Below are 13,197 nucleotides of genomic sequence, written 5' to 3'. Positions count from 1 at the left end.
GCCGTCGCTGATCGAGTTTGCAGCCGCTCCCGTTCCACACGGGGGGCGGCTGATGGTATTAAAAGCCTGATGTTTCGCGCAAGGCGCGGAGCGGAAACGGACAGAAGAGGGGCGGAAGCCTTGAGCCAAATCGCATTCTGGGGGGCCGTCGAACTCGGACTGGTCTATTCCTTCGTCGCCCTTGGGGTCTATCTCGCCTTCCGTGTTCTGGATTTCCCCGACCTGACGGTCGATGGCTCCTTTCCGCTCGGTGCGGCGGTGACGGCCGTGCTGATCATTGCCGGCGTCAACGCCTGGCTCGCGGCTCTGATCGCCATGGCGGCCGGTGCCGCTGCGGGCATGGTGACGGCGCTGCTCAACGTGCGCTTCAAGATCCTCAATTTGCTCGCCTCGATCCTGACGATGATCGCGCTGTTTTCCGTCAATCTGCGCGTGATGGGCAAACCCAATGTCGCGCTCATCAATGCCGACACGATGATCAGCCCGTTCTTCGGCCATGGCCTTCGCGATTTCTACGTGCGGCCGCTCTTCGTCGGTATTCTGGTCGTCATCGCCCTCATTCTGGTCTGGCGTTTCCTGGAAAGCGATGCGGGGCTGGCAATGCGGGCGACCGGCGCCAATGCAAGGATGGCGCGGGCCCAGGGCGTCGATACCAGTCGGCAGATCTATCTCGGCATGGCGATCTCGAATGCGCTGGTGGCGCTCGGCGGCGCCCTGTTTGCCCAGACGAACGGCTTTGCCGACGTCACCTCCGGCGTCGGGACGATCGTCGTCGGCCTCGCTGCCGTCATCATCGGCGAGACGCTGCTCGGGCGGCGCGGTCTGCTGATCGCGTTGATCGGCTGTGTGCTCGGCTCGATCCTCTATCGCATCGCGATCCAGCTGGCGCTTTCGAGCGACGTCATCGGTCTGCAGGCGTCCGATCTCAATTTCGTCACCGCCGTGCTGGTGACCGTGGCGCTCATCCTTCCCCGTTTGCGTGGAGGTGCCGCGTCGTGATCAACCTCAAGAACATCAAGGTCGTCTTCGGGCGCGGCACGCCGCTGCAGAAGCAGGCGCTCTCGGGTGTCAGCCTGACGATCGAGGAAGGCTCCTTCGTCACCGTCATCGGCTCGAACGGCGCCGGCAAATCGACGCTGCTCGGCGTGCTCGCCGGCGATGTGCTGGCAAGCGAGGGACAGGTGCTGATCGGCAATGCCGACGTGACCCGCAAGACGACGGCGGCCCGCGCCGGACTTGTCGCCCGTGTCTTTCAGGACCCGCTGACCGGAAGCTGCGGTGCCTTGTCGATCGAGGAGAACCTGGCGCTTGCGGCGCGGCGCGGCGAGCGGCGCGGGCTTGTTTCGGCGCTTGGCGCAAAACGGCGCGAGCATTTTCGCGAGAGGATCGCCGAGCTCAATCTCGGGCTGGAGAACCGCATGAAGGACCGCATGGACCTTCTTTCCGGCGGCCAGCGGCAGGCGGTCTCGCTTGTCATGGCGACGCTGGCGGGCTCGGAAGTGCTGCTGCTCGACGAACATACGGCGGCCCTCGACCCCGGCATGGCAGAATTCATCATGGGCCTGACCCAGAAAATCGTTTCCGAGCGCAAGCTGACGACGCTGATGGTGACGCATTCGATGCGCCAGGCGCTCGATTATGGCCACCGGACGGTGATGCTGCATGGCGGCGAGATCGTGCTCGATGTCGCCGGCGACAGCCGCAAGACATTGCAGGTCGAGGATCTGATCGCGATGTTCCGCAAGATGCGCGGCCAGACGCTGGATGACGACGCCCTGCTGATCGGCTAGGCCGACAGCGTGCTGATCGGCTAACGCCGACAGCGGGCGGACCGATTAAACGGCTGCGGGCTATTTCGCCTGGGTGAGCAGGATCTTCGCGGCGAAGACCGAGAAGACGCCGGCGAAGGTATAGTCCATGCCGCGCAGCACTTTCTTGTTGTTCTGCAGCCAGGAGGCCAGCCAGTCGGCGGCAAAGACGACGCTGGCGTTGACCGGCATGCCGATCAGGATGAAGCAGAAGCCGAGAAAGAGCAGCTTTTGGGTGACGGCTGGATCGCCGGCGCTGACGAACTGCGGCAGGAAGGTCATGAAGAAGATGATGACCTTGGGGTTCAGAAGATTGACCCAGAAGCCCGACGAAATGTTCGAAAGTGGCGTGCCCTTCTGCTCCTCGACCTTGGCGACGGTGAGCTTCGAACCGAAGCGGATCGCCTGCACCGCCAGCCAGAGCAGGTAGGCAGCACCGCCGGTCTTCAGGATCAGGAAGGCGGTCGGCGAGGCGGTGATCAGCGCCGAAATGCCGAAAGCGACCAGCATGGTGTGGACGACGATGCCGAGGCTGGTGCCGACGACAACGAAGAGGGCCGCCTTCTTGCCCTGGGCCAGCGCGCGGCTGATCGACAGCGTCATGTCGGGGCCCGGGGTCGCCGCAAGCAGCAGCGTCGCGGCGGCAAAGGCGAGAAGGGTCGGCAGGCTGGGCAGGAAATCCATGACACACTCTGAAAGCCGGAAAGGATCTGGGATCTCTTACCCGGCTTTCAGAAAATTACCAATCAAACCTTCTGATGGTGCCGATTACTTCTGTTCGAGGAAGGCCTTGAACTTGTCGCCATAGTCCTTGTGCCAGCGCGATAGTGGCGGACGGTTCTCGATGATATCGCCGGCCGCCCAGGCCATCCGGCGTTCGTCGACCGGACGCGCCACATCATTGTCAGGGCAGAGAATATAGAAATCGCCACGTTCCAGGCTTTCGACCATGAAATCGACGGTCTGTTCCGGCGTCCAGGCGGCAGCCGGTTTTTCCGCGCGGTCGCCCTTGGTAAGGCCGGTAAAGACGAAGCCGGGGATCAGAAGATGGGCGGAGATCTTTCCGCCTTCGGTGTTGCGAAGCTCATGCTGCAAGGCTTCGGTGAAGACTTTCACACCAGCCTTGGAGATGTTGTAGGCGGGGTTGCCGGGCGGCGTGGTGATGCCCTGCTTGGAGCCGGTGTTGATGATCAGGCCGGGCTCGCCGTGCGACAGCATCTTCGGGCCGAAGGTGCGCGTGCCGTTGATCACACCCATCAGGTTGACGGCGAAGATATTGTCCCAATTCGCCTGCGGGCTGAAGATCGAGGTTTCCGGGCCGATGCCGGCATTGTTCATCAGCACGTGCACACGGCCGAAACGCTGGAGGACGGCGCGTTCGAGCGCTTCCAGCGAGTCTCTGCTGGCGACGTCGGTCTCGACCGCCATCACATTTTCCTCGCCGGCAATGGCCTTGAGTTCGTTGGCGGCGTCGGCCAGCCGATCGCCGCCGAGATCGGCAATGGCGACGCTCATGCCGCGTCCGGCGAAATATTTCGCCGCGGCAAGACCGATGCCGGAGGCGCCGCCGGTGATGACGGCAACATTGGACTTCTTGAAAATGTCTTGAATATTCGTCACGGGGCAGCCTCTCCTCGAGCATTTGCGGACGCTGGCGAATATGGGCTCCGCTTTGGCGGTGTCAAACGGTATCGGCACCATCACCGTCGCACTTGGTCTTGCGTCACGCGCCAATCTCGCTAAAAGTGCCGCGACACCGGGTTTTCGCCGGCCTTTTATGCAACGGACCTCATCATCATGGCATCATACAAAGACGTGAAGAAAGTCGTTCTCGCCTATTCCGGCGGCCTCGACACCTCGATCATCCTGAAGTGGCTGCAGACGGAGCTCGGCGCCGAAGTCGTCACCTTCACCGCCGATCTCGGCCAGGGCGAAGAGCTGGAGCCGGCGCGCAAGAAGGCCGAAATGCTCGGCATCAAGGAGATCTATATCGAGGATGTGCGCGAGGAATTCGTCCGCGATTTCGTCTTCCCGATGTTCCGTGCCAATGCCGTCTATGAAGGCGTCTATCTGCTCGGCACCTCGATCGCCCGTCCTCTGATTTCCAAGCATCTGATCGATATCGCCAAGAAGACCGGCGCCGATGCGATCGCTCATGGCGCGACCGGCAAGGGCAACGACCAGGTCCGTTTCGAACTGTCGGCCTATGCCCTGAACCCAGACATCAAGATCATCGCGCCGTGGCGCGACTGGGCGTTCAAGAGCCGCACCGACCTGCTGGCCTTCGCCGAGCAGCATCAGATCCCGGTTGCCAAGGACAAGAAGGGCGAGGCGCCGTTCTCCGTCGACGCCAACCTTCTGCATTCCTCTTCCGAGGGCAAGGTTCTCGAGGACCCCTCACAGGAAGCGCCTGAATATGTGCATATGCGCACCATTTCGCCGGAGGCCGCACCCGACAAGGCAACGACCATCAAGGTCGGCTTCGAAAAGGGTGATGCGGTTTCGATCAATGGCGTCCGCATGAGCCCGGCGACGCTCTTGGCGACACTCAACAATTACGGCCGCGACAACGGCATCGGCCGTCTCGACCTGGTCGAGAACCGCTTCGTCGGCATGAAGTCGCGCGGTGTCTACGAAACTCCAGGCGGCACCATCCTGCTCTCGGCGCACCGCGCCATCGAATCGATCACGCTCGACCGCGGTGCCGCCCATCTCAAGGACGAGATCATGCCGCGTTACGCCGAGCTGATCTATTACGGTTTCTGGTTCTCGCCGGAGCGCGAGATGCTGCAGGCGCTGATCGACAAGAGCCAGGAGCATGTCGAAGGCGAAGTGACGCTGAAGCTCTACAAGGGCAATGTCATGGTCATCGGCCGCGAAAGCGAAAAGTCGCTTTATTCCGACAAGCTCGTCACTTTCGAGGACGATCAGGGCGCCTACGACCAGAAGGATGCGGCCGGCTTCATCAAGCTCAATGCGTTGCGCCTGCGCACGCTCGCCAAGCGCAACCTCTTGAAATAATCAGGATTCGCCTTCGAACCGGATATGAGCCCGCCGGCATTGCCGCGCGGGCTTTTTCGTGGGGTGAGGTAGCAAACGCCACCAAGTTCATAGAGCGTTCTGGATGGCCGGATTGCACCAACAACGGATATGGCTCGGCTTGGATAGACGACCGCTGCGGGGCCGCCGGCGGACGGCTTTCGGGGAGCAGGCGCCGAAAGCTGACATTGGTTCATCAGGAGCTCGAAGGTCCGCTTTTGCCCCGCAGCAGACGATTTTGCTGCCGCCGCCGCGGCGCATGACCTCGGATGACCGGTCTACGGCACGGAAAGTTCGGGACGCTTGCGCTTCCTACGCGATCAGGTTAAACACTGAACTATATGGTTCAGTATGTTAGTCCTCCCCTCGGCACTAAAACAAAATGGGCCGCTCGGCTGCGGCCCATTGTGGCACCGGTAGCTCTCAATGTGATGCGCCCGGCTTCGGAGGCCGATCAATGCGCGACGAGCACCATCTTCTGGTTTACCAGTTTGTTAATACCCGCGCCTGCGAGCTCGCGACCATAGCCGGATCTCTTGACCCCGCCGAACGGAAGTTCCGGCCCGGTGAAGGAGGATGTGTTGATCCATACGGAGCCGGTCTCGACCTGCGAAGCGAGGGACTTGGCGCGCTCGACGTTTGCAGTGAAAATAGCCCCGGAAAGCCCGAGGTTCGAATCGTTCGCGATCCTGACGACATCCTCATCGTCCTTGATGACATGAACCTGCGCCACTGGACCGAAAAACTCCTCGAAATAGGCGGGATTGTCCCGAGACACATTGGTCAGGATGGTCGGCTTGTAGTACGCACCCGGCCCCTCGATCACCTCCCCGCCGACCAGGACCTTGGCCCCGGCCTTGACAGCGCGCTGGACCTGCCCGGCGATGTCGTCTCGTGCCTCGATCGACGACATCGGCCCCAATCCGACCGTTTCATCCATGGGGTCGCCGATCTTGGTGTTGGTGAATTTCTCAGCGAGCTTCTTCACGAATTCGTCGGCGACCTTCTCGTGGATGAGGAAGCGCTTCGCGCCATTGCAGACCTGACCGCATCCGCGGAGCCTGGCCTCGACGCCGACGACGGCCGCCTTGTCGATGTCGGCATCGTCGAGAACGACGAAGACATCGCTTCCGCCGAGCTCCATCACGGACTTCTTCAGGTTCTTGCCGGCGTTGGCCGCGACGATGCTGCCCGCACCCTCGGAACCGGTGAGAGCCACGCCCTGGACCCGGTCATCGGCGATGAGCCTGGAGATCTGGTCACCCGTCGCGAAGATATTCGTCCAGGCGCCCTCCGGCGCACCCGCTTCGGCCAGCAGCTCTTCGAAGGCGACGGCGGCCTGTGGGACCATACTGGCATGTTTCGCGAGCACGGGATTGCCGATCGCCAGATTCGGTCCGGCCACGCGGATCAACTGGTAGAAGGGGAAGTTCCAGGGCTCGACGGCGACGACGACACCGATCGGATGATACTCCAGCCATGCATCGCCCTTCGATGTCTCAACTTTCTCGCGGGCGAGAAAGGTTTCCGCGTTGTCGGCATAGTAGTTTGCGATATCGGCGATGATGCGCACCTCCGTGCGCGCTTCGTTGATGCGCTTGCCCATTTCCAGGGTGAGAATGCGTGCCAGGTCTTCAACGCGCTCGTTCGCCAATTCGGCAAACCGGCTCAGGACCTTGAGCCGGGGAGCCCTGCCGCCCTTGCACCACGGCGACTTGTAGAGGGAATGCGCCGAGGCGAGCGCGCGTTCGATTTCCGCGTCGCTGTGATTGTCGAATGTCTTAAGGACCTTGCCGGTCGCCGGATTTACGCTCTGATAGGCCATGTCATAGTCTCCTTTCTATATCGGGGTCGGAAACGACCGGTCTTTGAACCTTGAGACGCGCGTTCACGCACACCGCGACCCGGTTCGGGGGTCTGGATCGTCAGAGTCGCGGCAGCGGTGGATTCGATCCGCCGATCAGAATTCCTGCGCCGTCGGACGCAGCACGATCTCGTTGATGTCCACATCGGCGGGTTGCTCGATGGCGAAGGTGATCGCCCTGGCGACGGAACTGGCGGGGATCGCCGACTTGTAGAATTCCATGACCGTGCCCTGCGACGTGCCGCTGGTCGTGTGCTTGAGATCGCTCTCGACGGCGCCGGGCTCGATCGAGGTCACCCTGATCTTGCTTCCGACCTCCTGGCGCAACCCCTCCGAGATGGCCCGGACGGCGAACTTGGTGCCGGAGTAGACCGTGCCACCCGGCGCGAAGACCTTGACCCCCGCGACGGAGCTGATGTTGATGATGTGGCCCGCTTCCTGTTTGATGAACATCGGAAGAACCGCGGCGATACCATACAGGCTGCCTCTGAGGTTTACGTCGATCATCGCGTCCCATTCTTCCGTGTTCACTTCCACCATGGGACGGATGGGCATCAGCCCGGCATTGTTGATCAGGACATCCAGCTTCCCGAAATCGGATACAACCGCGTCCACGACCGATTTGAACTGGTTCTTGTCTGCCACATCCAGCTCATAGCCTTTCGCCTTGCCGCCGGAGAAGGAAATCCTGGAGGTTACTTCGTCGAGTTTGCCCCGCCGACGCGCGGCGATCGCGACCTTCGCCCCCTTCGAGGCGAGCATCTGGGCGGTCTCCGCGCCCAGGCCCGTGCCGCCACCGGTGATCAACACGACTTTTCCTTCGATATTGGTCGTCATCTTGTTTGCTCCTTTCCTGAGTGGCGAAATGCGTATCTGCTGGATTGAGGTCGACGGCGGATATGGCGGCCTCGGCGACAGCGATGTCCTGCTCCACCGATCCAGCGCTTGCTCCCACGGCACCTAATCAACCGCCGTGCGCGGACGACGGGGAGCGCGCCGTCGAAGATGATGACGCTGCCGATCAGCGCGCCGTCCTGCCGGACTTTCCATGTTCACGGGCGGCAAGCCGGAGCGTCCGGGCGATGCGTTCCCGTCGTTTGGAGTGGATGCAGGTTAACATTTGCTCGCGGCGGCGCGCGCTAAATGGGGTGAATGTGCGCGAAATCTGGCATCTCATCGCCCTTGCTCGAATTAGCAAAGTCCTTCGTGGCTGATGAAAGGTCCTTCGGTTTTGATCACTTGCCGACCGTTATCTGTGACTATGCAGGTTGAAGGCGACCGGCCGGCCCGTTGTTTTCACGAACGTCCTCCGTATATGGCCAGCGGCAGTTTCGCCGTTTCCCAGTATTTCACGATGATAAGCGCTGTTTAACGGGCTGCCGCAGGCGGACGCAGGTAGGCTTTCGTCGAGCATTCCCCGTTGGATGACTCGGCGATGACCGAAAGTAAGTCGCCGGATGTCGTTAGGAGAAAAGATGTCACAGTCCTGCAATCATCGGCTGGGCATTTCAAATGTCGTTCCTCAATCCCTGGGATGTGAGGAATGCTTGGCATCCGGCATGGCATGGGTACAATTGCGGCTGTGCCGGTCTTGCGGGCATGTCGGATGCTGTGACAACTCGCCAGGTAGACATGCGACCGCGCATTATTTCGCCACGGCCCATCCGATCATCGAAGGCTACGATCCGCCGGAGGGATGGGGCTGGTGCTACGTCGACGAAGAGTTCGTCGTGCTTCCCGATCAAACGCCGCGGCGCGGGCCGATTCCGAGGTTTTGTGATGGCCTATAGCGGTGACTTCAGCACAGCCAATAGCCCGATTTCCGCCGAACTAAGGGAGATACCTGGCGAGGCGTTTCCTCGCCTCACGCCCGAGATGATGGCACGCATTGCCCCGTTCGGACGGAGGGATCAATTCGACGGCGGTGAATACTTGTATGAAGTCGGTGATCGGGAGGTCGATTTCTTCATCATTCTGAACGGGTCAGTCGACGTGTTCGAAAGCGACGGACACGGGGGCCACGCGATTGTCGCCAGGCACCAGGTCAATCAATTCACTGGAGAGTTGCATCATCTAAGCGGACGGGCGGTTCTGGTATGCGCGCAAACCACGGCTTCCACGTCTGTCATCCGCCTTTCCCGCGTATCGCTTCTCAGGCTGGTGAACGCCGAGCCGGACATCGGAGAGATCATTTTGCGTGCGCTTATACTGAGGCGCGCCAGACTTCTGGAATTCGCCGAGGGCGGCACCGTGATCGTGGGCAGTTGCCGCTCCGGAAATACGGTCCGCATTCAGACTTTCCTGGAAAGGAACGGCTATCCCTATCGCTGCCTCGACACTGACGTCGACCACGATGCACGGGCTGCAATGGAGACATTCCATGCCGACGCCGATAGCCTGCCGATCGTTGTTCTCAACGGCGTCAGGGTACTCACTCAGCCGACCAACCATGATCTTGCCGAGGCTCTCGGGATCACGGAGCGGCTGAACTCTTCGCATGCATATGACGTGGTTATCGTGGGTGCCGGGCCATCCGGTCTCGCCGCGGCGGTCTATGCCGCATCCGAAGGACTGAACACGCTGGTCATAGAGGCGGTTGGGCCTGGCGGACAGGCGGGCACGAGTTCGCGCATCGAGAACTATCTCGGATTTCCAATGGGTATTTCGGGACAGGATCTCGCCCGGCGAGCGCAAATACAGGCTCAGAAGTTCGGCGCACGTTTCGCCGTCGCCGAGGCGGCGCGGCGTCTCGATTGCACTTGCTATCCGTTTGGGGTGCATTTGGAAGGTGGCAACGTGGTGTTTGGCCGATCTGTCGTTGTCGCGACCGGCGCTCGCTACCGAAGACTGGATATTCCCGAGTCCCAACGCTTCGAGGGGAAGGGAATTCACTATGCGGCGACGTCGATCGAGGCGCAGCTTTGCGAAGGCACGGAAGCCGTGGTGGTGGGCGGTGGAAACTCTGCCGGGCAGGCCGCGATCTTCCTGTCGGCAAAGGCGCGTCATGTGCATCTCCTCGTCCGGGGTGACGGACTTTCGGACGCTATGTCGGACTATCTTGTCGGTCGCATCATGCAGTCCCCGCGGATTACCCTACATACCCGCAGCGAAATCACCTCGCTTGCCGGTGAAGGCTACCTTTCATCGGTTCGATGGGGACAACCCGGGAAGGAAGAGTCCGAACATATGATATCGAACCTCTTTCTGATGATCGGGGCTGTCCCAAACACGGACTGGCTGGACGGTTGCGTCGAACTCGATGATCGGGGTTTCATCCTGACTGGCTACGACCACGACGGCGCACCGAACGGTTCGCCCTATGCGACCAGCGTCCCGGGCATATTCGCGGTCGGCGACGTCCGAGCCAAATCCGTCAAGCGCGTTGCCTCCAGCGTCGGCGAAGGATCAGTCGTGGTCCACTCGATCCACGGCTGGCTGGCGAGCAATCCGGTGAGCCGCGAAACAGCGGATCGATCGGTGGCGTTTGAGGATGCGTCTGGCAACTCGCTATGAGCCCGGAAGTCGTCCAAGATCCTGCAGCTCCGTCATAAGGTTTCGGGCTCTCTGCAAGTCCGGAGTATCGAACCCATCGATGAACTGGCCATACACTGGCTCGAGAACGCTCTTGGCCTCATCGATCTGCAATCGGTCTCTAAGCAGAGCAGCAAGATCAGTTGCGCAGCGAATTTGCCACGCCCATGCTCCATTTTCCTCCGCCACTGTCAAAGATCCCCGCAAGGTGGAAAGTGCTTCTTCGTCGCGGCCGACCGATCGTTCTTTGACAGCCCTAAGACGTAGCAGCTCGGGCACCATCGAACGTTGCGGTCCCACTTCAAACAAATAGTCGAGAATCCGTACGCCCTCATCCATGTGCCCGTTCGCATAGAGGGCTCTTATCAAAAGCGCATAATAAACATGACGTCCGATCTGCTTGAGGCCCGTGCGGAGCCCATCGAACGCTGACATTAGTCCATCCGGGTCCTTTCGAACGCCTGAAAGCGCGTCAAGCGCCTCAATGTAGCAGCTTGCGACCGGAATCCATGCCGGCATGCCGTGACGGAAGATCGTATCCTTTAGTAGCGCGGCATATTCCCTGGCTAGAGCATGCTCCTGACATTCGCACAGCACGAAAAGCACCCCGTGAGTGTAGCAATAAATAAGCGTCCATCCATGACGGGCTTCCAAAGCCTCCCTCGCTGCAGCTTGAACTCTATTCAAACCAGTCCCAGGCCTGCGCGATCCGAGCCAGTAGAGTGCGGCCAATATAGTATCCGTCCTGATCCTTGGATCGAGGTCGAAGCGAGAAACCGTGCCATCGGCGGTATTTTGCAACTCCAGACGCAATTTCTCCAACCGTGCAATCGCCGGCCGGTACTCGCAACGTATGATTTCCCATTCCGTACAAAGATGCTCATGCTCCCACTGCGCCGCCCGATTATTGGAGCGCATGGCGAGCCCTTTCAATTCTCTGAGAGTCTTCCGGGCTTCGGTCTGGTGGCCAGGCAGGAGCCGATATCTCGCCAGGGCGCCTAAGGCTTGGCACCCGGCCCGACTATCGCCGATCTGACGTGATAGCTGAATTGCTGTTTCAAAGATCTTGATAGCCTTCTCCGCATTGGGTGATATGTAGCTGCTCACTGCGGCGAGCCCGACGACCAGCTTGAGCTTCAGGGTTGTGTCTCTGCAGCCAGTCCGATCGAACTCGACGAGCGCCTGTTCGCAGTTGCTGCGGGCCTCTTCGCTCAACGACAACTCATGCCACAGTGGCAATCCCGATGCCACCAACTGCATGCCAAGCAGCGGATCGGCGCGAAGAAAGAGTGCCCAGCCGATGGCCCTGCGCAAATCGTCCGCACGACTGGCGTAGGCGATATGCCACTGCCGCGTCGGAAGTCTTGCCTGGTCGGCATTCGCACGAGTGAAGATGTCCAGCACAAGTCGGGCGTGGGCCTGAGACACAGCGGTCAGTTCCCCCGCGGCTTCCAGCAGATTGCCTGCGAATGCTCGAGTACTGTCGAGAAGCCGGTATCGCATACCACCTGACATCTGTTCGACGCTCAGCATCGACTTGGCGCGCAGGCCGGCAATGGCATCAAAGACGACCGTTGGATCCAAACCATGGTGGACAACGATGCAAACAACCTCATCCATATCGAACGTGCCCATGAAGATCGAGATGGCACGCAACACGGCTGCCTCGCTCTTCGTAAGGAGTGCGTAGCTCCACTGCATCGTCGCAAGCAGAGTCTGTTGACGAAGCGGTCCCTCCTGGTCACGTCCGACCAGTGTGGCGAAACGATCGTCAAGTTCTTCGAGGACATCAGCAGCACTTCGGCTTCCGAGCCGGGATGAGATAAGTTCTATAGCGAGAGGCGATCCGTCTAGCCGCCTGCAGATCTCGGCAACGGCAGATGCATCCCCATCCTCCGTCTTGTATTTCCCTTTCTCGGACGCTCGTACGACGAGAAGTTGTGGTGCGGAATAACGGAGGACTTGTTCGGCTGTATGGATATGGTCAGGCGGCGGAACTTCCAGAGGAGCAAGCCAGAAGACCTCTTCTCGCTTCGCGCGGAGAGCCTGGCGGCTCGTCGCCAGAATCCTCACATCACTTGTGTTTGCCACAATGACGTCGCAGAGATGGGCAACGGCATTGAGCACATGCTCGCACGTGTCCAGCAACAGCAAGGTCTTCCTTCGAGCGAGGATGGATGAGATCGCGTCGAGGCGATCCTGGCTACCTGAACTGATGCCCAGCGCAGCCGCAACTGAAGGGATGACGAATTCCTCGCCGGCCACTCGGGAGAAATCTATGAAGGTGATGAGATCTCCCTCTTCGTCTTCGAGCAGTTGCACTGTGGCGACTGCAACCGTTGTCTTGCCGATGCCCCCGGGGCCAACGATCGTCGTCAGCCGGTTGGCGGCAATCCTAGCTCGCAATTCAGCGATTTCGGCATCCCGTCCGATAACCGTGGCCAATTCGGGAAATCGGGTGTTTGCCACAACGGGAAGATCCGCAATTTTTGGGATTTCTCCGGTAATGACCTGATCGGTCAGCCGGTAGCCACGGCCTACGAACGTCCTGATATAGTCTTCTGTGGGAGTGTATTCCCTTAATGCCCGCCTAAGCGAAGCGATCGTCACTTTCAGATTGGCTTCATGGACAAAGATGCCGGGCCACGCGGCATTGTACAGCTCCTCCTTATGTACCAACTCACCCTTCTTCCGGGCCAAGGTCACGAGCATCTCCATTGCCCGACCGCCAAGCTGAACCTCTTCGGCACCGCAAAACAAACGGCGATGCTCCCCGTAAAGGCGAAAGGGACCAAATGCCACCACATCATCCGGTTCCGTCGGTACCATGTGTTCCTCTTAGCGTGCCGATGATCGACCCGGCGCAAGAATGATATCAATGTCACTATCGCGCGGGTGGACGCGGCAATCTCAACATCACTCTAAGCGAACGAACACGGGAGGGTCTGCCTTCCG

At 60.2% G+C, this 13,197-nt stretch carries 10 protein-coding genes; 5 read left to right on the top strand and 5 right to left on the bottom strand.

The features are described from left to right. Window positions 1-120: 120 nt before the first annotated feature. Together ACD590_RS21120 and ACD590_RS21115 are read left to right on the top strand one after the other, a co-directional pair. Entirely contained in the window at window positions 121-999 is an 879-nt protein-coding gene (locus ACD590_RS21120) for an ABC transporter permease (protein ID WP_018243953.1), read from the top strand. Then, on the top strand, window positions 996-1,790 hold the full coding sequence (locus ACD590_RS21115) for an ABC transporter ATP-binding protein (protein WP_018448239.1): 795 nt from the start codon (window positions 996-998) through the stop codon (window positions 1,788-1,790). The genes ACD590_RS21120 and ACD590_RS21115 overlap by 4 nt, the downstream gene beginning before the upstream one ends. A 60-nt stretch (window positions 1,791-1,850) precedes the next feature. Here ACD590_RS21115 and ACD590_RS21110 read toward each other — a convergent pair whose 3' ends face one another. Then, complete coding sequence (locus ACD590_RS21110; protein WP_017995428.1) at window positions 1,851-2,492, bottom strand: LysE family translocator; 642 nt, start codon at window positions 2,490-2,492, stop codon at window positions 1,851-1,853. 84 nt (window positions 2,493-2,576) lie between these two features. Continuing rightward, window positions 2,577-3,428, bottom strand: a complete 852-nt coding sequence (locus ACD590_RS21105; RefSeq protein WP_439003293.1) for an SDR family NAD(P)-dependent oxidoreductase — start codon at window positions 3,426-3,428, stop codon at window positions 2,577-2,579. A 177-nt stretch (window positions 3,429-3,605) separates the two neighbouring features. Between ACD590_RS21105 and ACD590_RS21100 the strand changes: the two genes are divergently transcribed. Then, on the top strand, window positions 3,606-4,829 hold the full coding sequence (locus tag ACD590_RS21100; protein WP_183619502.1) for an argininosuccinate synthase: 1,224 nt from the start codon (window positions 3,606-3,608) through the stop codon (window positions 4,827-4,829). Window positions 4,830-5,301: 472 nt separating this feature from the next. On the opposite strand, the gene ACD590_RS21095 is transcribed toward ACD590_RS21100, so the two are convergent. Further along, entirely contained in the window at window positions 5,302-6,672 is a 1,371-nt protein-coding gene (locus ACD590_RS21095) for an NAD-dependent succinate-semialdehyde dehydrogenase (RefSeq protein WP_439003292.1), read from the bottom strand. Window positions 6,673-6,807: 135 nt separating this feature from the next. Next, window positions 6,808-7,548: an SDR family oxidoreductase gene (locus ACD590_RS21090; RefSeq protein ID WP_018243947.1), complete on the bottom strand. Its 741-nt coding sequence runs from the start codon at window positions 7,546-7,548 to the stop codon at window positions 6,808-6,810. A 638-nt stretch (window positions 7,549-8,186) separates the two neighbouring features. Between ACD590_RS21090 and ACD590_RS21085 the strand changes: the two genes are divergently transcribed. Both ACD590_RS21085 and ACD590_RS21080 read left to right on the top strand, forming a co-directional pair. Continuing rightward, a complete protein-coding gene (locus ACD590_RS21085) occupies window positions 8,187-8,501 on the top strand; it encodes a UBP-type zinc finger domain-containing protein (protein WP_439003290.1) in 315 nt (104 codons plus the stop codon). Continuing rightward, entirely contained in the window at window positions 8,491-10,224 is a 1,734-nt protein-coding gene (locus ACD590_RS21080) for an FAD-dependent oxidoreductase (RefSeq protein ID WP_018243946.1), read from the top strand. Before ACD590_RS21085 ends, ACD590_RS21080 begins: the two co-directional genes overlap by 11 nt. On the opposite strand, the gene ACD590_RS21075 is transcribed toward ACD590_RS21080, so the two are convergent. Beyond that, window positions 10,219-13,071, bottom strand: coding sequence for an ATP-binding protein (locus ACD590_RS21075; RefSeq protein WP_439003289.1), 2,853 nt, complete (start codon window positions 13,069-13,071; stop codon window positions 10,219-10,221). The two genes, ACD590_RS21080 and ACD590_RS21075, sit on opposite strands and share 6 nt — an antisense overlap. Between the last annotated feature and the right edge of the window lie 126 nt (window positions 13,072-13,197).

Source organism: Rhizobium sp. 862_C5_N1_2 (assembly GCF_051811205.1).
Taxonomy (GTDB): domain Bacteria; phylum Pseudomonadota; class Alphaproteobacteria; order Rhizobiales; family Rhizobiaceae; genus Rhizobium; species Rhizobium leguminosarum.
This window is presented reverse-complemented; position numbering and strand designations above follow the sequence as displayed.